At 51.8% G+C, this 21803-nt stretch carries 19 protein-coding genes; 18 read left to right on the top strand and 1 reads right to left on the bottom strand.

Annotated elements, in window-relative coordinates:
- Positions 1 to 74: 74 nt before the first annotated feature.
- Positions 75 to 1508: a CBM96 family carbohydrate-binding protein gene (locus J1779_RS23430; protein ID WP_217204920.1), complete on the top strand. Its 1434-nt coding sequence runs from the start codon at positions 75 to 77 to the stop codon at positions 1506 to 1508.
- A 76-nt stretch (positions 1509 to 1584) separates the two neighbouring features.
- On the opposite strand, the gene J1779_RS23425 is transcribed toward J1779_RS23430, so the two are convergent.
- Positions 1585 to 2868: a citrate synthase gene (locus J1779_RS23425; protein ID WP_056771627.1), complete on the bottom strand. Its 1284-nt coding sequence runs from the start codon at positions 2866 to 2868 to the stop codon at positions 1585 to 1587.
- A gap of 757 nt (positions 2869 to 3625) precedes the next feature.
- Between J1779_RS23425 and sdhC the strand changes: the two genes are divergently transcribed.
- The 17 genes from sdhC (at position 3626) to tolB (ending at position 21788) form a co-directional block, all read left to right on the top strand.
- Positions 3626 to 4015, top strand: a complete 390-nt coding sequence (gene sdhC, locus J1779_RS23420; RefSeq protein WP_056771631.1) for a succinate dehydrogenase cytochrome b556 subunit — start codon at positions 3626 to 3628, stop codon at positions 4013 to 4015.
- A complete protein-coding gene (gene sdhD / locus J1779_RS23415; protein WP_095921202.1) occupies positions 4009 to 4356 on the top strand; it encodes a succinate dehydrogenase membrane anchor subunit in 348 nt (115 codons plus the stop codon). The genes sdhC and sdhD overlap by 7 nt, the downstream gene beginning before the upstream one ends.
- A 3-nt stretch (positions 4357 to 4359) precedes the next feature.
- Positions 4360 to 6126: a succinate dehydrogenase flavoprotein subunit gene (gene sdhA / locus J1779_RS23410; RefSeq protein ID WP_056771638.1), complete on the top strand. Its 1767-nt coding sequence runs from the start codon at positions 4360 to 4362 to the stop codon at positions 6124 to 6126.
- Positions 6127 to 6146: 20 nt separating this feature from the next.
- Positions 6147 to 6863, top strand: a complete 717-nt coding sequence (locus J1779_RS23405; protein WP_112168978.1) for a succinate dehydrogenase iron-sulfur subunit — start codon at positions 6147 to 6149, stop codon at positions 6861 to 6863.
- Positions 6864 to 7247: 384 nt separating this feature from the next.
- Positions 7248 to 10055, top strand: coding sequence for a 2-oxoglutarate dehydrogenase E1 component (sucA, locus tag J1779_RS23400; protein ID WP_056771644.1), 2808 nt, complete (start codon positions 7248 to 7250; stop codon positions 10053 to 10055).
- Between the two features lie 46 nt (positions 10056 to 10101).
- A complete protein-coding gene (gene odhB, locus J1779_RS23395) occupies positions 10102 to 11337 on the top strand; it encodes a 2-oxoglutarate dehydrogenase complex dihydrolipoyllysine-residue succinyltransferase (RefSeq protein WP_217204919.1) in 1236 nt (411 codons plus the stop codon).
- Positions 11338 to 11437: 100 nt separating this feature from the next.
- Positions 11438 to 12604 (top strand): ADP-forming succinate--CoA ligase subunit beta, encoded by a 1167-nt coding sequence (gene sucC / locus J1779_RS23390; protein ID WP_056771651.1) that lies wholly within the window; start codon positions 11438 to 11440, stop codon positions 12602 to 12604.
- A complete protein-coding gene (sucD, locus tag J1779_RS23385) occupies positions 12604 to 13476 on the top strand; it encodes a succinate--CoA ligase subunit alpha (protein ID WP_056771654.1) in 873 nt (290 codons plus the stop codon). Before sucC ends, sucD begins: the two co-directional genes overlap by 1 nt.
- Positions 13477 to 14193: 717 nt before the next feature.
- Positions 14194 to 15762 carry a cytochrome ubiquinol oxidase subunit I gene (gene cydA, locus J1779_RS23380; protein WP_122095862.1) on the top strand — a complete coding sequence of 523 codons (1569 nt, stop codon included), beginning with the start codon at positions 14194 to 14196 and terminating at the stop codon, positions 15760 to 15762.
- Positions 15763 to 15776: 14 nt separating this feature from the next.
- A complete protein-coding gene (cydB, locus tag J1779_RS23375) occupies positions 15777 to 16916 on the top strand; it encodes a cytochrome d ubiquinol oxidase subunit II (RefSeq protein ID WP_056771659.1) in 1140 nt (379 codons plus the stop codon).
- 10 nt (positions 16917 to 16926) lie between these two features.
- The gene (gene cydX / locus J1779_RS23370; RefSeq protein WP_013576433.1) at positions 16927 to 17040 is read left to right on the top strand and encodes a cytochrome bd-I oxidase subunit CydX; all 114 of its coding nucleotides are present in this window, start codon (positions 16927 to 16929) and stop codon (positions 17038 to 17040) included.
- Positions 17040 to 17333, top strand: coding sequence for a cyd operon protein YbgE (gene ybgE / locus J1779_RS23365; RefSeq protein WP_056771661.1), 294 nt, complete (start codon positions 17040 to 17042; stop codon positions 17331 to 17333). Before cydX ends, ybgE begins: the two co-directional genes overlap by 1 nt.
- Positions 17334 to 17484: 151 nt before the next feature.
- Positions 17485 to 17889, top strand: coding sequence for a tol-pal system-associated acyl-CoA thioesterase (gene ybgC, locus J1779_RS23360; RefSeq protein WP_056771664.1), 405 nt, complete (start codon positions 17485 to 17487; stop codon positions 17887 to 17889).
- Positions 17886 to 18575 carry a Tol-Pal system protein TolQ gene (gene tolQ, locus J1779_RS23355; RefSeq protein WP_056771666.1) on the top strand — a complete coding sequence of 230 codons (690 nt, stop codon included), beginning with the start codon at positions 17886 to 17888 and terminating at the stop codon, positions 18573 to 18575. Before ybgC ends, tolQ begins: the two co-directional genes overlap by 4 nt.
- An 11-nt stretch (positions 18576 to 18586) precedes the next feature.
- Positions 18587 to 19018 (top strand): colicin uptake protein TolR, encoded by a 432-nt coding sequence (tolR, locus tag J1779_RS23350; protein ID WP_013576429.1) that lies wholly within the window; start codon positions 18587 to 18589, stop codon positions 19016 to 19018.
- Positions 19019 to 19132: 114 nt separating this feature from the next.
- Entirely contained in the window at positions 19133 to 20365 is a 1233-nt protein-coding gene (gene tolA / locus J1779_RS23345; RefSeq protein ID WP_056771668.1) for a cell envelope integrity protein TolA, read from the top strand.
- A gap of 130 nt (positions 20366 to 20495) precedes the next feature.
- Positions 20496 to 21788 carry a Tol-Pal system beta propeller repeat protein TolB gene (gene tolB / locus J1779_RS23340; protein ID WP_056771671.1) on the top strand — a complete coding sequence of 431 codons (1293 nt, stop codon included), beginning with the start codon at positions 20496 to 20498 and terminating at the stop codon, positions 21786 to 21788.
- The last annotated feature ends 15 nt before the right edge of the window (positions 21789 to 21803 follow it).

Below are 21803 nucleotides of genomic sequence, written 5' to 3'. Positions count from 1 at the left end.
GGGAATTATACAGTGAAGAACGCAATATCTTTCTCTTATTGCCTCTTTGCAGTTTAATTAACTGAGGGTGTTTTATGCGTAAACGTACCAGTGCGTTATTTATTTCCATTTGTAGTCTGAGCGTTGTTCCTTTTTTCAGCCATGCTGATTATTATCAAACCAGTGTGCAATGTGCTTATTCTCATACATTAGGGGATGACGCTATTATGATGTTTAATATGCCGGGGCATGCGATGTGGCATGACTTTTTCGGTAATACCAGTACAGATGCCTCATCGACATATACAACCTTACGACAAAAAGCCACCACAACCTGTACAGATCTGGCCGACTCATCTGCTTACTGGGCACCTTCCCTGAAATTGCCGGATGGTACAGAAGTCCGGCCTCAGTATCAGAAAACCTATTATCAGACCGTCAACAGCCCGCAAAACCCGCTGACCTCATTTCCGGACGGTTTACAACTTTTAGCCGGTAATCACCAGGGCACGTCACCAAACCCGCGTATTAGTTTTTTATGTAATGATGGCACGGGGTATTCCAGCAGCGCTGAACGCACCTGTACCAAGCCTGCGAACGGAGACACCTTGCAGTTTAATATCGGGATTCAGTTCCCTAACTGCTGGGATGGTAAAACCATCGCCGCAAAACCTTCCGGTACGGCACATAAGCCTAACGCGGTATACGCTGACAATAATGGCGCCTGCCCGGCTGATTATCCGAAGCATATTCCTACGGTAAATATGAATGTCGCCTATCTGTTCCCCGGGCTGACATCTCTTGACCTGAGAACGGTTCAGCTGTCACTGGATCCGATCATGAACGGCGATCAGCGTCTTGAACAATGGGGCAGTGTTTATACCGCGCATGGAGATTTTGTCAACGGCTGGACAGAAGATGCGGCGAAATTTATGACGGAACGCTGCATGAATAATAATTATGATTGCACAAGTTATATGCCTTATGCCTATAACGATCCTATTGCTGATACTTATGTAAGTAATCAGGAAGAGAGTGATAAAAACTTTGGTTCAGCCACACAGTTATTAGTACAGGGTAATACGAAAAATACGTCAGAAACTAATAATCCGCAAAAAATGACATTGCTAAAATATCAGATCCCGCCAATGCCAACGACGTATTCAGATGAGCTGACAGCGCTGTTTAAATATAAACTCCATATTTATGGCGGAAGAACCACGTCAACCGGCGGTATGACAATTTATATGTACCCGACCACCACGGACTGGGATGAAAATACCGTCACCTGGAATAATCATCCTGTTTGTGATTACCAGACGGCCTCTACCTTGTATCTGGATGAGAAAAATCAATACCGCGATTTTGATGTCACGACATTGGTTAAACAGGCCCAGCAAAAGGGACAACAGCAGATCGCTTTTTGTATCAGCACAGGCGGGAACAACAACACCAATATTTTCACCTTTAACACCAAGGAAACAACGTATCCACCACAACTGATGCTGGTCGGCGTGCAGAACGAATAAAGAAATAATGTTTTTCAGCCATAAAAAACGCCAACGTAAAAGTTGGCGTTTTTTTAACTGCTGAAAAGAGAAGTACTTATTTTTTCAGCTGGGAGTGGAAATCACGCTTGTCGTAGCCGGTATACAGCTGGCGTGGACGGGCAATTTTGATGCCGTCCTGGTGCATTTCGCTCCAGTGTGCAATCCAGCCGACCGTACGCGCCATGGCGAAAATGACGGTGAACATGGAAGACGGGATACCCATCGCTTTCAGGATAATGCCTGAATAGAAATCGACGTTCGGGTAGAGTTTTTTCTCGATGAAATACGGGTCATTCAGCGCGATGTGTTCCAGCTCCATCGCCACTTCCAGCAGGTTGTCTTTCAGATCCAGCTCTTTGAGCACTTCATGACAGGTTTCACGCATCACGGTGGCGCGCGGATCGTAGTTTTTGTAAACACGGTGACCGAAGCCCATCAGGCGGAATGAATCATTTTTGTCTTTTGCACGTTTCACAAATTCTGGAATGTGATCAACGCTGCTGATTTCTTCCAGCATTTTCAGTGCGGCTTCGTTGGCACCGCCGTGAGCAGGCCCCCAGAGCGATGCGATACCGGCGGCGATACAGGCAAACGGGTTAGCACCAGAAGAACCGGCGGTACGCACGGTCGAGGTTGAGGCGTTCTGTTCGTGGTCAGCGTGCAGGATCAGAATGCGGTCCATGGCACGTTCCAGAATCGGGTTCACTTTGTATTCTTCACATGGCGTAGAGAACATCATGTGCAGGAAATTCCCGGCGTAAGAGAGGTCGTTGCGCGGGTAGACGAAAGGCTGGCCGATGGAATATTTGTAGCACATTGCGGCCACGGTCGGCATTTTGGACAGCAGACGGTAGGCGGCGATTTCGCGGTGACGTTCGTTTTCGACGTCAATGGAATCGTGATAGAACGCAGCCAGCGCGCCGGTCACACCGCACAGAACGGCCATCGGGTGAGAATCACGACGGAAACCGTGGAACAGACGGGTGATCTGCTCGTGCACCATAGTGTGACGGGTCACATTGGTTTTGAATTCTTCGAATTGCTTCGGCGTTGGGGTTTCACCGTTTAGCAGCAGGTAGCTGACTTCGAGGAAGTTGGACTCTTTCGCCAACTGATCAATCGGGAAGCCACGGTGCAGCAAAATCCCTTCGTCACCATCAATGTAGGTGATTTTGGATTCGCAGGATGCGGTAGACGTAAAACCGGGATCATAGGTAAAAAGGCCTTTTGAACCGAGGGTGCGGATATCAATTTCATCCTGGCCCAGCGTGCCGGACAGCACATCCAGTTCAATCGGGTCGTGACCTTGTAGGGTAAGTGTCGCTTTCTTATCAGCCATTTACAGTCTCCTTAGCGCCTTATTTTTAAAAATCGATAACAACAGAAATGCCTGGAAGCGACGCCTTGTAAGGTCATTATTATTATCAGCCTTAACTCTGCGATCGTATGGGAAGGGAACGTAGAGCTGAGTCGAATCGCAGTCTCAGACTGCTCTGTGACAAACAAGCGGCGTTTCATCGTTGTTAAAGATTCGGTAAATCATTACTGTTCTGTCGCTCAGTACCAGTGAAGAGTATGAGGATTTACACAATCACCACTTTTGCATAACTTGGCCCGACAGGGAAGACCCCGTCTTACGATTGTGTGATCCACTGATTCTCTTAATACTTTCCCCTTTTTGGTGCGTCAGGGTAACGCCGGTATGTGCTCAGTATCACAGTCCTTCAGGGATGGGACATATGTAATGGAAATGTTGATCAAATGTCAAACTCGATAATTTATTTTGTGCGATTTGTTGAATTTGGGAGCTAACTCACTGTTTCGCAGAAATGTGAATAAAGCATTTGTAGGGCAATTGTAATGGGAATGTGATCAACCTATACTTCAACGAGGTCTCCGGGCAAACCCTGAAGTAGGAGCACCCAGCGTTGTTTTCTGAGCATTTTACGTTTCCCAAACGCAAAACTTTGAAAATGCATCACGCGCCGTTTAAGCACATTGGATGTCGTTGTTTGAGCGCGAGGGATGAAGGCTAAACAGTCTTAATGCTGTCTGACACTGCTCCAGACCGGAGGAAGTAAAATAATAAGAGCTGTGTGGGCAAAACCGTGAAAAAACAAAGACCTGTCAATCTGGATCTGCAAACGATCCGGTTTCCCGTTACTGCGATAGCGTCCATCTTACACCGAGTCTCTGGCGTAATAACCTTCGTCGCCGTCGGTATCCTCCTCTGGCTGTTAGGCCTGTCTCTCTCTTCTCCTGAAGGGTTTGCGCAAGCGGCTGCCATCATGAATAGCTACGTCGTCAAATTCATCTTTTGGGGAATACTTACTGCGCTGGCCTATCACGTCTGCGGTGGCATCCGCCACTTGCTGATGGATTTTGGCTATATCGAAGAGAGTTTGGCTGCCGGTACCCGTTCTGCCCAGGTGGCAATCGGTCTGACCGTCGTGCTGTCAATTCTGGCTGGAGTCCTCGTATGGTAAGCAACGTTTCTGCATTAGGACGCAATGGTGTGCACGACTGGTTGTTGCTGCGTGCTTCCGCGATCATCCTCACCCTTTACATCCTTTATATTCTGGGCTTCGTGGTTCTGGCTCAGGAACTGACTTTTGATGTCTGGCATGGCTTCTTCTCTTCCTCCATCACCAAAGTATTCACACTGCTGGCGCTGTTGTCGATTTTGATTCACGCGTGGATCGGCATGTGGCAGGTGTTAACGGACTATGTCAAACCGGTAGCTGTTCGGCTTGTGCTGCAACTGGCCATTGTCGTGACGTTAGTGGTTTACCTACTTTACGGAACAATTGTTGTTTGGGGAGCGTAGTAAATGAATCTGCCAGTCAGAGAGTTTGATGCTGTGGTGATCGGTGCAGGTGGCGCCGGTATGCGTGCAGCATTACAGATTTCACAAACGGGCCAGTCCTGTGCCCTGATTTCCAAAGTCTTCCCGACCCGCTCGCATACGGTGTCAGCGCAGGGCGGTATTACCGTTGCGCTGGGTAACACCCATGAGGACGACTGGGAATGGCATATGTACGACACCGTAAAAGGTTCCGACTACATCGGTGATCAGGACGCCATTGAATATATGTGTAAAACCGGGCCAGAAGCGATTCTGGAACTCGAGCACATGGGGCTGCCTTTCTCCCGTCTTGAAGACGGTCGTATTTATCAGCGTCCGTTTGGCGGCCAGTCGAAAAACTTCGGCGGCGAACAAGCGGCACGTACTGCGGCAGCGGCCGACCGTACCGGTCACGCGTTGCTGCACACGTTGTATCAGCAAAACCTGAAAAACGGCACCACGATTTTCTCCGAATGGTATTCACTGGATCTGGTGAAAAATCAGGACGGCGCGATCGTCGGCTGTACCGCCATCTGCATCGAAACCGGTGAAGTGGTGTATTTCAAAGCCAAAGCGACCGTGCTGGCAACCGGCGGCGCGGGCCGTATTTACCAGTCCACCACGAACGCCCATATCAATACCGGTGACGGTGTGGGTATGGCGCTGCGCGCAGGCGTGCCGGTGCAGGATATGGAAATGTGGCAGTTCCACCCGACCGGCATCGCCGGCGCGGGCGTTCTGGTCACAGAAGGTTGCCGGGGTGAAGGCGGTTATCTGCTCAATAAAGATGGCGAACGTTTCATGGAACGTTATGCGCCGAATGCGAAAGACCTGGCCGGTCGTGACGTGGTGGCGCGTTCCATCATGATCGAAATCCGCGAAGGTCGTGGCTGCGAAGGTCCGTGGGGCCCGCATGTCAAACTGAAACTCGATCATCTGGGTCGTGAAGTGCTGGAATCCCGCCTGCCGGGTATTCTGGAACTGTCCCGCACCTTTGCTCACGTTGATCCAATCAAAGAGCCGATTCCTGTTCTGCCAACCTGCCATTACATGATGGGCGGTATTCCGACCAAAGTGACCGGTCAGGCGTTGCGTGTGAACGAGAAGGGCGAAGACGTGGTGATCCCAGGTTTGTTTGCGGTTGGCGAAATTGCCTGTGTTTCCGTACACGGCGCAAACCGTCTGGGTGGCAACTCACTGCTGGATCTGGTGGTGTTTGGTCGCGCCGCCGGCATGCACTTGCAGGAATCGATTGCCGAACAGGGCGACAGCCGCGATGCGTCTCAGGACGATATCGATGTCTCTCTGGAACGCCTGAACCGCTGGAACAACACCCGTTCAGGTGAAGATCCGGTGGCGATCCGCAAAGATCTGCAAGCCTGTATGCAGAATAACTTCTCGGTCTTCCGCGAAGGCGATGCGATGGCAGAAGGGCTGGAACAGCTGAAAGTGATCCGTGAGCGCCTGAAAACGGCCCGTCTGGACGATACTTCAACAGAATTCAACACGCAGCGCGTTGAATGTCTGGAGCTGGATAACCTGATGGAAACCGCGTTTTCAACGGCTGTCTCCGCCAACTACCGCACCGAAAGCCGTGGCGCACACAGCCGCTTTGACTTCCCGGATCGTGATGATGCGAACTGGTTGTGTCATACGCTGTATCAGCCGGAAACCGAGAGCATGACACGCCGTGAGGTGAACATGCAGCCTAAGCTTCGCGCGGCGTTCCCGCCGAAAGCGCGTACTTACTAGGGCGTGAGCTGGGACATTATATGAAACTCGAATTTTCGATTTATCGCTATAACCCGGACGTCGATGACGTGCCGTACATGAAAGACTATGTGCTGGAAGCTCAGGAAGGGCGCGACATGATGTTGCTGGACGCGCTGATTTTGCTGAAAGAGCAGGATCCGACGCTGGCCTTCCGCCGTTCGTGCCGTGAAGGCGTGTGCGGATCTGACGGTCTGAACATGAACGGCAAAAACGGTCTGGCCTGTATCACGCCGGTATCGACCTTACGTCATGGCAGCAAGAAAATTGTTATCCGTCCGTTGCCCGGCTTACCGGTTGTCCGTGACCTGGTGGTGGACATGGGGCAATTCTATAAGCAGTATGAGAAGATTAAGCCTTACTTGTTGAATGATGGGAAAAATCCTCCGGCGCGTGAACATTTACAGATGCCGGAAGAGCGCGAAAAGCTGGACGGATTGTACGAATGTATTCTCTGCGCCTGCTGCTCGACGTCATGCCCGTCCTTCTGGTGGAACCCGGACAAGTTTGTCGGTCCGGCAGGTCTTCTGGCCGCTTACCGTTTCCTCATCGACAGCCGCGACACTGAAACACAACCGCGTCTTGACGATCTGAACGATGCTTTCAGCGTATTCCGCTGCCACAGCATCATGAACTGTGTGAGTGTGTGTCCGAAGGGGCTGAATCCGACCAAAGCTATCGGTCATATCAAGTCGATGCTGCTACAACGCGGTGCCTGATGAGATAAGCCACGCGACAGCGGGAACTCAGGTTCCCGCTTTCTTTAGTTACAAATGCAGTAACTGAGGCGCTGATAGCAAATAAGTAAATTTTTAATAACAAAGTAGCAACAAGTGCAACAAAGTTGCGCCTGACTGGAGTAAGATAGTCGGGTAAAAATCAGGGGCATCAATCTCAGGCGTATTTGCACTAAGAAGGAGGAAAGACAGCAGGGCAACTTCACAAGTCAGTCACGCGCATGGCGGATTTTTGAAGGTTCCTTGAAGAGCCAAACGCTCAACCAACGAACTGTTTTAGTAAGGAAAACCGTTTTACCGCGGTGTATCACGGTCATTATTATTAACCACGGCGAAAACTAAAGCTTCAAAGCTTAAGGGATCACGATGCAGAACGGCGCAATGAAGGCCTGGCTGGATTCCTCCTATCTGGCGGGTGCAAACCAGTCTTACATAGAACAACTCTATGAAGACTACTTAACCGATCCTGGTTCCGTTGACGATAGCTGGCGTTCAATTTTTAAACAGCTACCAACAGTGGGTGTGAAACCAGAGCAACTCCATTCTCAAACACGGGACTACTTCCGCCGTCTGGCGAAAGACGCGTCACGTTATAACTCCTCCATCAGCGATCCTGAAACGGATGCCAAGCAAGTTAAGGTGTTGCAGTTAATCAATGCCTTCCGCTTCCGTGGCCATCAGAACGCAAACCTTGATCCGCTCGGCCTGTGGAAACTGGACGATGTGCCTGATCTGGACCCTGCGTTCCACCATCTGACTGAAGCTGATTTCCAGGAAACCTTCAACGTCGGTTCTTTTGCCATTGGCAAGGAAACCATGCAGCTCGGCGAGCTGTATAAAGCCCTGAAGCAAACCTATTGCGGCTCCATCGGTGTGGAATATATGCACATCACCAACACCGAAGAGAAACGCTGGATCCAACAGCGTGTCGAATCCGTGGCCGGTCGTGCGAATTTCACTGATGAAGAAAAGAAAACGTTCCTGAAAGAGCTGACCGCAGCAGAAGGTCTGGAACGTTATCTGGGCGCGAAATTCCCCGGTGCCAAACGCTTCTCGCTGGAAGGCGGCGATGCTCTGGTGCCGATGCTGAAAGACATGATCCGTCACGCGGGCAAAAATGGGACGCGTGAAGTGGTGCTGGGTATGGCGCACCGTGGTCGTCTGAACGTGCTGATTAACGTGCTGGGGAAAAAACCTCAGGACCTGTTTGACGAGTTCTCGGGCAAACATAAAGAACACCTGGGTACCGGTGACGTGAAATACCACATGGGCTATTCGTCTGATGTGGAAACCGAAGGCGGAATGGTTCACCTGGCGCTGGCGTTTAACCCGTCGCACCTGGAAATCGTCAGCCCGGTGGTTATCGGTTCCGTTCGTGCACGACGTGACCGTCTGGACGAAGCGCGCAGTAACATGGTTCTGCCTATCACCATTCACGGTGACGCGGCAATTACCGGCCAGGGTGTGGTTCAGGAAACGCTGAACATGTCACTGGCTCGTGGTTATGAAGTGGGCGGTACCGTGCGTATCGTCATTAATAACCAGGTGGGCTTTACCACCTCGAATCCAAAAGATGCGCGTTCTACTGATTACTGTACTGATATCGCGAAAATGGTGCAGGCGCCGATTTTCCACGTCAATGCGGATGATCCGGAAGCTGTGGCTTTCGTCACCCGTCTGGCGCTGGATTTCCGCAACACCTTCAAACGTGACGTCATGATCGATCTGGTTTGCTACCGTCGCCACGGCCATAACGAGGCCGACGAACCAAGCGCAACCCAGCCGCTGATGTACAACAAGATCAAGAAGCACCCGACCCCGCGCAAAATCTATGCCGATATCTTGACTGAGCAGAATGTTGCGAGCCTCGAAGACGCCACGGAAATGGTCAATCTGTACCGTGATGCGCTGGATGCCGGTGAGTGTGTGGTGGAAGAGTGGCGTCAGAACGATATGCACACTTTCACCTGGTCGCCGTATCTGAATCATGAGTGGGACGAAGCTTATCCGAACAAGGTTGAGTTTAAACGTCTGCAGGAACTGGCGCGTCGCGTCAGCCATGTGCCGGATGCGATCGAAATGCAGTCACGCGTTGCCAAAATTTACGGCGACCGTAACGAGATGGCAGAAGGGAATAAGAAGTTTGACTGGGGCGGTGCCGAGAACCTGGCGTACGCCACACTGGTTGACGAAGGCATTCCTATCCGTCTGTCCGGTGAAGACACCGGCCGCGGCACCTTCTTCCACCGCCATGCGGTGATCCATAACCAGAAAAACGGTTCCGTGTATGTGCCGTTGTCGAACATTCATAACAGCCAGGGCGAATTCAACGTCTGGGACTCCGTGCTTTCCGAAGAAGCGGTGCTGGCGTTTGAATACGGTTATGCCACCGCTGAACCGCGCACCCTGACCATCTGGGAAGCGCAGTTCGGTGACTTCGCCAACGGTGCGCAGGTGGTGATCGACCAGTTCATCAGCTCCGGCGAACAGAAATGGGGCCGCATGTGTGGCCTGGTGATGCTGCTGCCGCACGGCTACGAAGGGCAGGGCCCGGAGCACTCCTCCGCGCGTCTGGAACGTTATCTGCAACTTTGCGCTGAGCAAAACATGCAGGTGTGTATCCCGTCGACCCCGGCACAGGTTTACCACATGATCCGCCGTCAGGCTCTGCGCGGTATGCGCCGTCCGCTGATCGTGATGTCACCGAAGTCTCTGTTACGTCATCCGCTGGCGGTTTCCACGCTGGACGAACTGGCTAACGGCAGCTTCCTGCCGGCGATTGGTGAAGTGGACGAACTGGATCCGAAAGAGGTTAAGCGCGTCGTGATGTGTTCAGGTAAGGTCTACTATGACCTGCTGGAACAACGTCGTAAGAACGAAAAAACCGACGTCGCGATCGTCCGTATCGAGCAGCTGTATCCGTTCCCGCACAAGGCAATTCAGGAAGTGCTTGAGAAATTCTCACACGTTCATGATTTCGTCTGGTGTCAGGAAGAGCCGCTGAACCAGGGCGCGTGGTATTGCAGCCAGCACAATTTCCGTGAAGTGATTCCTTTCGGGGCTTCTTTACGTTACGCAGGACGCCCGGCCTCTGCCTCTCCGGCAGTCGGCTACATGTCCGTTCACCAGAAGCAGCAGCAAGATCTGGTTAACGATGCGCTGAACGTTAAATAACCGCGTTGGCGTCAGTTAACTAAATGGAACATAAGAAGGATTGATAATGAGTAGCGTAGATATTCTGGTCCCTGACCTTCCTGAATCCGTTGCGGATGCGACGGTTGCCACCTGGCACAAAAAACCGGGCGACAGTGTTGAGCGTGACGATGTACTGGTAGAAATCGAAACCGATAAAGTGGTTCTGGAAGTTCCGGCGAGCGAAGCGGGTATTCTGGACAGTATCATCGAAGATGAAGGCGCAACGGTCATTTCCCGTCAGATTCTGGCGCGCATTCGTCCGGGTAACAGCTCTGGCAAACCAAGCACCGAGAAAAGCTCCGATAAAGAAGCGACTCCTGCTGCACGCCACACAGCTGCGCTGGAAGAAGAGAGCAACGACGCCCTCAGCCCGGCTATCCGCCGCCTGATTGCCGAACATTCTCTTGATGCCAATGCCATCAAAGGCAGCGGTGTTGGCGGACGTCTGACCCGTGAAGACGTTGAGCAACATCTGGCAAAAGCTAAAGAGGCAAAACCTGCCGCCGCACCGGCCTCCGCGCCTGCTGCTGGCAACGATACTCCGGCACCGGCTTTGGGTTCACGCAGCGAAAAACGCGTACCGATGACCCGCCTGCGTAAACGCGTGGCCGAGCGTCTGCTTGAAGCGAAAAACAGCACTGCGATGCTGACAACCTTCAACGAAATCAACATGAAACCCATCATGGATCTGCGTAAGCAGTACGGTGATGGTTTCGAAAAACGTCACGGCGTGCGTCTGGGCTTCATGTCCTTCTATCTGAAAGCCGTGGTTGAAGCACTGAAACGCTATCCGGAAGTGAATGCTTCTATTGATGGCGAAGACGTGGTTTACCACAACTACTTCGACGTGAGCATTGCGGTATCGACGCCGCGTGGTCTGGTTACGCCGGTTCTGCGTGATGTGGATACGCTGGGCATGGCTGACATCGAGAAGAAAATCAAAGAGCTGGCGATCAAAGGTCGTGACGGCAAATTGAAAGTGGAAGAGCTGACCGGCGGTAACTTTACCGTGACTAACGGCGGCGTCTTCGGCTCCCTGATGTCTACCCCGATCATCAACCCACCGCAGAGCGCGATCCTGGGTATGCACGCCATTAAAGATCGTCCGATGGCAGTCAATGGTCAGGTGGTGATTTTGCCAATGATGTATCTGGCACTGTCCTACGATCACCGTCTGGTGGATGGCCGCGAATCCGTCGGCTTCCTGGTGACCATTAAAGAGATGCTGGAAGATCCGGCTCGTCTGCTGCTGGACGTTTAGTCCCCGGTTGCGGTAAGTAAAAGAGATCTCGACCCTCAGTGGCACGGTTCGCCGTGTCACTGATAAAGCCCTCCTACTGAATAAGAATGGATAGAACATCATGAATTTACATGAGTATCAGGCGAAACAGCTTTTCCTGCGCTACGGCCTGCCAGCACCATCAGGCTTCGCCTGTTCCACCCCGCGTGAAGCGGAAGAGGCTGCATCGAAAATCGGTGCCGGTCCGTGGGTGGTAAAATGTCAGGTTCATGCCGGTGGTCGCGGTAAAGCGGGCGGCGTGAAAGTCGTGAAAAGCAAAGAAGAAATTCGTGCTTTCGCAGAACACTGGCTGGGCAAACGCCTGGTCACTTACCAGACAGACGCACAGGGCCAGCCGGTTAACCAGATCCTGGTTGAAGCAGCCACTGACATTGATAAAGAACTGTACCTCGGTGCGGTAGTCGATCGCAGCTCCCGTCGCGTGGTGTTCATGGCGTCTACTGAAGGCGGCGTGGAAATTGAGAAGGTGGCGGAAGAAACCCCACACCTGATCCACAAAGTGGCACTGGATCCGCTGGCAGGTCCGCAGCCGTATCAGGGCCGCGAACTGGCATTCAAACTGGGTCTGACCGGTAAGCAGGTTCAGCAGTTCACCAAAATCTTCATGGGTCTGGCGAACATCTTCCTTGAGCGCGATCTGGCGCTGATCGAAATCAACCCGCTGGTGGTCACTACCGCGGGTGACCTGATCTGCCTCGACGGCAAACTGGGTGCAGACGGCAACGCCTTGTTCCGTCAGCCAGAACTGCGCGAAATGCGCGACCACAGTCAGGAAGATGCCCGCGAAGCGCAGGCTGCGCAGTGGGAACTGAACTACGTTGCGCTCGACGGTAATATCGGTTGCATGGTCAACGGTGCCGGCCTGGCAATGGGTACCATGGACATCGTGAAACTGCACGGCGGCGAACCGGCTAACTTCCTGGATGTTGGCGGCGGCGCGACCAAAGAGCGCGTGACCGAAGCCTTCAAAATCATCTTGTCAGATGAAAAAGTGAAAGCTGTCTTCGTCAACATCTTCGGCGGTATCGTTCGTTGCGACCTGATCGCCGACGGTATCATCGGTGCGGTGGAAGAAGTGGGCGTCAGCGTGCCGGTTGTGGTACGTCTTGAAGGTAACAATGCCGAGCTGGGTGCCAAAAAACTGGCAGACAGCGGTTTGAACATCATTGCAGCGACCAGCCTGACAAATGCGGCTCAACAAGTAGTCGCGGCAGTGGAGGGGAAATAATGTCCATTTTAATCAACAAGAACACCAAAGTTATCTGCCAGGGTTTCACCGGTAGCCAGGGGACTTTCCACTCCGAACAAGCCATCGCTTACGGAACAAAAATGGTCGGCGGCGTAACGCCGGGCAAAGGCGGCACTGAGCATCTGGGTCTGCCGGTGTTCAACACCGTGCGCGAAGCCGTAGAAACCACCGGCGCGACGGCGTCTGTGATTTATGTTCCGGCTCCGTTCTGCAAAGACTCCATCCTGGAAGCGCTGGATGCAGGTATCAAACTGATCATCTGTATCACTGAAGGCATCCCGACGCTGGATATGCTGGTCGTGAAGATGAAGCTGGATCAAAGCGACGCGGTGATGATCGGGCCAAACTGTCCGGGCGTTATCACTCCTGGCGAATGCAAAATCGGCATCATGCCGGGACACATTCATCTGCCGGGCAAAGTGGGCATCGTTTCCCGCTCTGGTACGTTGACCTATGAAGCGGTTAAGCAGACCACGGACTACGGCTACGGCCAGTCAACGTGTGTCGGTATCGGCGGTGACCCGATCCCTGGTTCTAACTTCATCGATATCCTGAAATTGTTCCAGGAAGATCCACAGACTGAAGTGATCGTGATGATCGGTGAAATTGGTGGTAATGCGGAAGAAGAAGCGGCTGCATACATCAAGGCACACGTGACTAAACCGGTTGTGGGTTATATCGCGGGTGTGACTGCGCCAAAAGGCAAACGTATGGGCCACGCTGGCGCCATCATTGCCGGTGGTAAAGGCACTGCGGACGATAAATTCGCCGCGCTTGAAGCCGCTGGCGTGAAAACCGTTCGCAGCCTGGCTGATATCGGCGAAGCGGTGAAATCACTGCTGCCACAGTAGGAAAAATGCTCTCCGCGGGTAAAAATCCTGGCGGATGAGGCAAAACAACGTTTCGACATGTTGGTCACCTTCGGGTGACCTTTTTTATTGCTGCTATAATGTTTAACAATAACTGATTTCAGTCATTTTTATTAACAACGCACGATAGGTTCATTGAGAATAAAAGGTTAATAAATAGGATTGCTAAAGTAGCAATTTGGATATTATCGCCAACCATACAAACACAATTAATTAACAATAAAGTCATCAATAAAGACTATTGAAACTCACAAGTAACATCCTGAAATATTTTTTCGAAATTTGCTGCCACTAATATAGAAATAAACAATGAGATAGGCTTAAATTGCGTCAGATCAATTTCAGCGCATGAAGCAGATCTGCACGCTAATTGACCTGTACGCGTAAATCCGCTTTGGGTCACTAAAAAACCTATTTATTGTGTGGAATTAGTGGCGTAACATATTGGCTCTGTAACATCAGTTTTTTGTATGTTTACTTTCCCCGAAATTTCTCCCGTCCGCCAGGCCCGGTTCGAGGCTTAAAGGCGAGTTTTTTTCCGGGGTTCAGAATGCCTGCGAGAGGGCGTATCCGCCTGATTTCCGGTATGTCTGTTCTGCACACATTTGATTTGAATTCTGGTAGTCATGAGGCGCAACGGGCAACCGTTTCGTCAGAGATCGCAAGTTGGGGTCTTCCTCCGAGGAGCAAGGGGTCAAGATGTTTGATATCGTTGAACTGTCGCGTTTACAGTTTGCTTTAACAGCCATGTACCATTTCCTATTTGTCCCATTAACGCTGGGTATGGCGTTTTTACTGGCAATTATGGAAACGGTTTATGTGCTTTCGGGCAAACAAATCTATAAAGATATGACCAAATTCTGGGGCAAACTCTTTGCAATTAACTTTGCACTGGGCGTTGCCACCGGGTTAACCATGGAATTCCAGTTCGGGACTAACTGGTCATATTTCTCACATTACGTCGGTGATATCTTTGGTGCGCCTCTGGCGATTGAAGGTTTAATGGCGTTCTTCCTTGAATCTACATTAGTTGGCCTGTTCTTCTTCGGTTGGGATCGACTTTCAAAAGTTCAGCACATGACCGTGACCTGGTTTGTCGCGCTCGGTTCGAACTTATCCGCTCTGTGGATCCTGGTGGCGAACGGCTGGATGCAAAACCCGATTGCATCGACCTTCAACTACGAAACCATGCGTATGGAAATGGTCAGCTTCTCCGAGCTGGTGCTGAACCCGGTTGCGCAGGTTAAATTCGTTCACACCGTAGCGTCAGGGTATGTGACGGGTGCGATGTTCATTCTGGCTATCAGCTCTTACTACCTGTTAAAAGGCCGTGACATCGGTTTTGCGAAGCGTTCATTCGCCATCGCAGCGAGTTTCGGTCTGGCTGCCGTGCTCTCCGTTATCGTGCTGGGTGATGAATCCGGTTATGAAATGGGTGACGTGCAGAAAACCAAACTCGCCGCTATCGAAGCCGAGTGGGATACCCAGCCTGCACCTGCCAGCTTCACGCTGTTCGGTATGCCGAATCAGGATAAAATGGAAAATGAATATTCTATTCAGATCCCCTACCTGCTTGGCCTTATCGCAACGCGTTCTGTGGACACGCCGGTCACCGGTCTGAAAGACCTGATGGCGCAACACGAAGTGCGCATCCGTAACGGGATGAAAGCCTACACCCTGCTGGAAGAACTGCGTTCAGGTAACACCGACCCGAAAGTGCGCAGCGACTTCGAAAACGCTAAGCAGGATCTGGGCTACGGTATGTTGCTTAAACGCTATACCGACAATGTGGCTGATGCGACCGACGTCCAGATTCAGAAAGCGACCAAAGATTCTATCCCACGCGTCCTGCCGTTGTACTTCGCCTTCCGTATCATGGTTGCCTGCGGCATCCTGATGCTGGTGCTGATTGGTCTGTCCTTCCTGGCCGTTGTTCGCGGCAAGATTGGTCAGAAACGTTGGTTGCACCGCGCGGTGTTCCTCGGCCTGCCATTACCGTGGATTGCAGTGGAAGCGGGTTGGTTTGTGGCGGAATACGGTCGTCAGCCTTGGGCGATTGGTGAAGTGTTACCGACTGCGGTTGCACACTCTTCGCTGACGGTAGGTGATGTGCTGACCTCAATGATTCTGATTTGTGGCCTGTACACCCTGTTCCTGATCGCTGAAATGTTCCTGATGTTCAAATATGCACGCCTGGGCCCAAGCAGCCTGAAAACGGGCCGCTATCATTTTGAACAAACTCCAGCGCCACTTGAGCAAACTCGGTAAAAGGGAGTCGAATTATGTTTGATTATGAATCGCTAAGGTTCATCTGGTGGGTGCTGATTGGCGTGCTGTTTATCGGCTTCGCAGTCACCGATGGGTTTGATATGGGCGTGGGCATCCTGGTGCGGATTATCGGTAAAACCGATACTGACCGCCGGGTCATGATTAACGCCATCGCCCCGCACTGGGACGGCAACCAGGTTTGGTTGATCACCGCAGGCGGCGCGTTGTTTGCCGCCTGGCCGATGGTCTACGCTGCTGCATTCTCCGGCTTCTATGCCGCGATGGTGCTGGTGCTGTGTGCTTTGTTCTTCCGTCCGCTGGGCTTTGACTATCGTTCAAAACTGGACAGCGCGCGCTGGCGTGGCATGTGGGACTGGGGCATCTTCATCGGTAGCTTCGTGCCTGCATTAGTGTTCGGTGTGGCATTCGGTAACCTGCTGTTGGGTGTGCCGTTCCATATCGACAACGATCTGCGTCTGTTCTATACCGGCAATCTGTTTGGCCTGCTGAACCCGTACGGTATTCTGGCCGGTCTGGTCAGCCTGACCATGCTGATCACCCAGGGCGCAACCTATCTGCAAATGCGTACCGTGGGCGAGCTGCACCTGCGTACCCGCACTGCCTCGCAGATTTCTGCGCTGGTGATGATGGTGTGCTTCCTGCTGGCAGGGATCTGGTTAGTAAAAGGTATTGATGGTTTCACCGTGACATCCGTAATGGATCACGCGGGCCCGTCTAACCCGCTGCGCAAAACGGTTTCTCATGAAGCAGGCGCATGGCTGGCTAACTACAATAAGATGCCAGGCCTGTGGGCTATTCCGGCTCTTGGCGTGATTCTGCCACTGCTGACTATCCTGTTCTCACGCATCAATAAAGGTGCACTGGCGTTTATCAGTAACTCACTGACCATCGCCTGTGTGATCCTGACGGCGGGTATCACGATGTTCCCGTTCGTGATGCCATCCATCACTGAGCCAAACGCCAGTCTGACCATGTGGGATGCGACATCCACACTGCTGACGCTGAGAGTGATGACCGTTGTAGCCTGTATCTTTGTGCCTCTCATCCTGATTTACACCTCATGGGCGTATTACAAGATGTTCGGTCGCCTCGATAAACACTACATCGAGAACAACAAGCATTCGTTGTATTAAGGAGAACACCATGTGGTATTTTGCCTGGATCCTCGGCACCTTACTGGCTTGCTCGTTTGGTATCATTACCGCGCTGGCGTTTGAGCACAGCGAAGCCAATAAAGCTGCGAAAGAAGAGAAGTAATGAGTGTGATCGCGGATAAGCTCTACGCCGTCACCGACAAGGGCCCCTTGCGGGCCCTTTCACTGGTGATGTCACTGCTGCTTGCCGGCTGCGTTTTCTGGAAGCCGGGCATGTTTGCCTCGTCGACCAGCCAGCTGGAAGTCTGGCATGGGATCATTCTGATTTGGGCCGTGTGCAGCGGCGTTATCCACGGTGTCGGGTTTCGCCCGCACAAGTCGTTGTGGAAAGCGTTCTTTTGCCCTCTGCTGGCCATGATTGCGTTGGCTGCCGGTCTGTTTTACTTCTTTAGCTGACTTTTATTGTCGATTAAATACACAGATTTACAGTAAAACTCCTATGGGCCGTTCTGGCCCATAATTATTTTCATTCCAGCAATGCAACCCATTCCCAACCCCAGTCCTCTTGAGTATAGTAGTGCCGTCAAATTGCATTACGGGATGTAGAGTGAGTAATTCGTTGTTCCGATGGCCGGTTCGTGTCTACTATGAGGACACAGACGCGGGAGGTGTGGTCTACCATGCCCGATACGTCGCCTTTTATGAAAGGGCTCGCACAGAGATGTTGCGCCAACGCAATTTTCACCAGCAGCAGTTGCTGGGAGAACACGTCGCTTTTGCTGTCCGCCGCATGACGGTCGAATACTTTGCACCAGCTCGTTTAGATGACATGCTGGATGTTCAGAGTGAGATTACGTCCATTCGCGGAGCTTCTCTTACTTTTGCACAACGAATTCTTGATTCGCATGGAAACCTTCTGAGTTCTGCAGAAGTGTTAATTGCGTGCATTGATCCACACCAAATGAAGCCACGTGCGCTTCCTAAGTCTATTGTCGCGGAGTTTAAGCAGTGACTGACATGAACATGCTTGATTTATTTTTAAAGGCCAGCATCCTGGTTAAGCTGATTATGCTTATCCTGGTGTGCTTCTCTGTCGCGTCTTGGGCGATCATCATTCAACGTACGAAGGTACTGAATGCCGCCACCCGTGAGGCAGAAGCGTTTGAAGATAAATTCTGGTCCGGTATTGAGCTTTCCCGTTTGTATCAGGAAAGCCAGGGCCGTCGCGAAACCCTGAGCGGGGCAGAGCAAATCTTCCATTCCGGTTTTAAAGAGTTTGCGCGTCTTCATCGTGCGAACAGCCATGCGCCTGAGTCTGTGATTGAAGGCTCTTCACGCGCGATGCGTATTTCCTTTAACCGTGAACTCGAATCCCTTGAAATGCACATTCCTTTCCTCGGTACCGTCGGTTCAATCAGCCCGTATATCGGCCTGTTTGGTACGGTCTGGGGGATCATGCACGCCTTTATCGGTTTAGGTTCTGTGAAACAAGCCACCTTGCAAATGGTTGCACCAGGTATTGCAGAAGCACTGATTGCCACCGCAATTGGTTTGTTTGCTGCTATCCCGGCGGTTATGGCGTATAACCGCCTCAACCAACGCGTAAACAAGCTTGAGCAAAACTACGATAACTTCATGGAAGAATTTACGGCCATCCTGCACCGTCAGGCTTTCTCTCGCGAAACCAGCAGTAACTAAAGGGGGAGAGTATGGCTCGTTCACGAGGTCGTCGTAACCGTCGCGAAGGTAAGTCGGAGATCAACATTGTTCCGCTGCTGGACGTACTGCTGGTTCTGTTACTGATTTTTATGGCAACAGCCCCCATCATTACCCAGAGCGTGGAAGTGGATCTGCCAGACGCGACGGATTCCAAAACGGTATCCAGCGATGATAACCCGCCAGTGATTGTTGAAGTCTCTGGCGTGGGGCAATACACCATCGTGGTGGATCATCAGCGTATGGAACAGTTGCCTGAACAGCAGGTTATCGCGGAAGCGACCAGCCGAATTCAGGCCAATCCGAAGACAGTCTTTCTGATCGGCGGTGCAAAAGACGTGCCTTATGATGAAATCATCAAGGCGCTGAATATGTTGCATCAGGCCGGTGTGAAATCTGTCGGATTGATGACACAACCTATCTGAGGATAGGTAATTTGTAACACTTATTTGAAACCCGGCTTTCCCTGCCCTGTTAAAAAAGACGACAGGCAACGAAGGAACCCGGGTTTTTAGTAATCCTGTCTTGGGAAATCTATTTTGGTAAAGGCAACTGCAACTGAACAAAACGATAAGCTCAAACGCGCCGTTATTGTTTCGGTCGTTCTGCATATCATCATTATAGGCCTGCTGATTTTGGGATCGCTGGACGAAGATACCAGCATGAGTGGCGGCGGTGGCGGTAGTGATATTTCCGCTGTGATGGTCGATCCGAGTGCCGTGGTTGATCAGTACAATCGTCAACAGCAGCAACAGGCTGATTCCCAACGTGCTGCACAAGCGCGTCAGAAAAAATCAGAACAGCAGGCTGAAGAGTTACAGCAGAAACAGGCCGCAGAACAGCAGCGCCTGAAAGAGCTCGAAAAAGAACGTCTGCAAGCGCAGGAAAATGCGAAACAGCAGGCGCAGGAACAGGCCCAGCAGCAAAAGCAGTCCGAACAAGCTGCTGAACAAGCGAAAGAACAACAGAAACAAGCAGAGGCCGCAGCCGCACAAGCGAAAGCTGAAGCCGCCAAAGCAGCCGCACAAGCGAAAGCGGATGCCGCGAAAGAGGCGGCTAAAGCACAAGCTGACGCGCAGAAAAAAGCCGCTGCGGATGCTAAAAAAGAAGCAGAGGCTGAAGCTTCTGCCGCCGCCGCTGCCGCGAAGAAACAAGCCGAAGCAGATGCGAAGAAAGAAGCAGCTGCCGAAGCTAAAAAAGCCGCGGCTGCCGAAGCCAAAGCTCAGGCTGCTGCGGATGCGAAGGCACAAGCTGACGCTGATGCAAAAGCTGCCGCTGATGCCAAAGCGTCGGCTGCTGCGGAGAAAAAAGCGGAAGCTGCCGCTGCAGCCAAGAAAGCTGCAGCCGATAAAAAGGCTGCTGCTGCAGCAGCTGCCAAAGAGGCGGCTGATGCGAATAATTTATTTGATGGCCTCGCCGACTCTAAAAATGCACCGAAAGGGGCAACGGGGGGCGGTGCTTCTGCTCCGGCAGGGAAGGGCACTCAGAAAAAGGCAGGCGCATCAGGTGCAGATATTGCGAACTATGGTAGCCAGATTAAGGCCGCCATTGAGAGCAGATTCTATGACGCGTCATCCTATGCAGGTAAAACCTGTTCGTTGCGCGTTAAAATGAATCCGGATGGCTCGCTTATCAGCGTGTCGGCGGAAGGTGGGGATCCTGCACTTTGTCAGGCAGCGCTTGCCGCGGCCCGACAGGCGAAGTTCCCGAAACCGCCTTCTGAAGCAGTCTATGAAGTCTTTAAAAATGCTCCGATAGATTTTAAACCGTAGAAAGACGAAAATAATTTCTTTTCAGATTTTTACGATAGATTGCAGGGTGTAATTCTAGTTTTGTATGCGTTGGTTTGTTAAAATTCTGCTAAATTATCGCGGGCAGATACGTCCAGATAAGGGAGATACAATGAAGCAGGCATTTCGAGTAGCGTTCGGCCTTTTAATGATGTGGGCATCTGTAGCACATGCAGAAGTTCGTATCGAAATCACCCAGGGTGTGGATTCGGCTCGCCCGATTGGCGTTGTGCCATTCAAATGGGTTGGTCCAGGTACACCACCTGAAGACGTTGGTGGCATTGTTGCTGCTGACTTACGTAACAGCGGCAAGTTTAACCCTATTGATGCATCTCGTATGCCACAGCAGCCGTCCACCGCAGCAGAAGTCACGCCTGCCGCCTGGACCGCCCTGGGTATTGATGCGGTGGTTATCGGTCAGGTTCAACCTGCTGCCGATGGCAACTATGTAGTGTCTTATCAGTTAGTTGACACCTCTGGCGCACCTGGCACCGTTCTGGCACAAAACCAGTACAAAGTGACCAAGCAATGGCTGCGTTATTCTGCCCATACGGCCAGCGATGAGGTATTTGAAAAACTCACTGGCGTGAAAGGCGCATTCCGTACCCGTATTGCTTACATCGTTCAGACTAACGGCGGCAAGTTCCCGTATGAACTGCGCGTTGCTGACTACGACGGTTACAACCAGTTCGTTGTTCATCGTTCACCAGAACCTTTAATGTCACCGGCCTGGTCACCAGACGGCAGCAAACTGGCTTATGTGACCTTCGAAAGTGGCCGTTCTGCCCTGGTTGTGCAGACGCTGGCTAATAGCAATATTAGACAAATTGCCTCCTTCCCACGTCACAACGGTGCACCTGCGTTCTCTCCGGATGGCAGCAAACTGGCTTTCGCCCTGTCTAAAGACGGTAGCCTGAACCTGTACGTAATGAATCTTGGCTCTGGTCAAATCAGCCAGGTCACTAACGGTCGCAGCAACAACACCGAACCAACCTGGTTCCCGGACAGCCAGAACCTGGCGTTTACTTCGGATCAGGGCGGTCGACCACAAGTTTATAAAGTGAATATTAATGGCGGTGCGCCACAACGTCTGACCTGGGAAGGTGCTCAAAATCAGGACTCTGACGTCAGTGCAGATGGCAAGTTCCTGGTAATGGTAAGCAGCGCCAGCGGTACACAGCACATCGCTAAACAAGATCTGGCAACGGGAGCCGTTCAAACATTGACGGACACGTTCCTGGATGAAACGCCTAGCCTCGCACCAAATGGCACCATGGTTATTTACAGCTCTTCACAGGGTCTGGGTTCCGTGTTGCAGTTGGTATCGACTGATGGACGTTTCAAAGCGCGTCTTCCGGCAACTGATGGACAGGTCAAATTTCCTGCCTGGTCGCCGTATCTGTGATGCATATACAACTAT

The sequence above is a fragment of the Rahnella rivi genome (assembly GCF_019049655.1).
Lineage (GTDB): Bacteria > Pseudomonadota > Gammaproteobacteria > Enterobacterales > Enterobacteriaceae > Rahnella > Rahnella rivi.
This window is presented reverse-complemented; position numbering and strand designations above follow the sequence as displayed.

Bases quoted from the DNA above. Each gene is read 5' to 3' on its own strand.
- J1779_RS23405 (WP_112168978.1), top strand. From the start codon at position 6,147: ATGAAACTCGAATTTTCGATTTATCGCTATAACCCGGACGTCGATGAC.
- cydX (WP_013576433.1), top strand. From the start codon at position 16,927: ATGTGGTATTTTGCCTGGATCCTCGGCACCTTACTGGCTTGCTCGTTT.
- cydA (WP_122095862.1), top strand. From the start codon at position 14,194: ATGTTTGATATCGTTGAACTGTCGCGTTTACAGTTTGCTTTAACAGCC.
- J1779_RS23430 (WP_217204920.1), top strand. From the start codon at position 75: ATGCGTAAACGTACCAGTGCGTTATTTATTTCCATTTGTAGTCTGAGC.
- J1779_RS23425 (WP_056771627.1), bottom strand. From the start codon at position 2,868: ATGGCTGATAAGAAAGCGACACTTACCCTACAAGGTCACGACCCGATT.
- sdhD (WP_095921202.1), top strand. From the start codon at position 4,009: ATGGTAAGCAACGTTTCTGCATTAGGACGCAATGGTGTGCACGACTGG.
- odhB (WP_217204919.1), top strand. From the start codon at position 10,102: ATGAGTAGCGTAGATATTCTGGTCCCTGACCTTCCTGAATCCGTTGCG.
- sdhA (WP_056771638.1), top strand. From the start codon at position 4,360: ATGAATCTGCCAGTCAGAGAGTTTGATGCTGTGGTGATCGGTGCAGGT.
- sucA (WP_056771644.1), top strand. From the start codon at position 7,248: ATGCAGAACGGCGCAATGAAGGCCTGGCTGGATTCCTCCTATCTGGCG.
- sucD (WP_056771654.1), top strand. From the start codon at position 12,604: ATGTCCATTTTAATCAACAAGAACACCAAAGTTATCTGCCAGGGTTTC.
- tolB (WP_056771671.1), top strand. From the start codon at position 20,496: ATGAAGCAGGCATTTCGAGTAGCGTTCGGCCTTTTAATGATGTGGGCA.
- ybgE (WP_056771661.1), top strand. From the start codon at position 17,040: ATGAGTGTGATCGCGGATAAGCTCTACGCCGTCACCGACAAGGGCCCC.
- tolR (WP_013576429.1), top strand. From the start codon at position 18,587: ATGGCTCGTTCACGAGGTCGTCGTAACCGTCGCGAAGGTAAGTCGGAG.
- sucC (WP_056771651.1), top strand. From the start codon at position 11,438: ATGAATTTACATGAGTATCAGGCGAAACAGCTTTTCCTGCGCTACGGC.
- cydB (WP_056771659.1), top strand. From the start codon at position 15,777: ATGTTTGATTATGAATCGCTAAGGTTCATCTGGTGGGTGCTGATTGGC.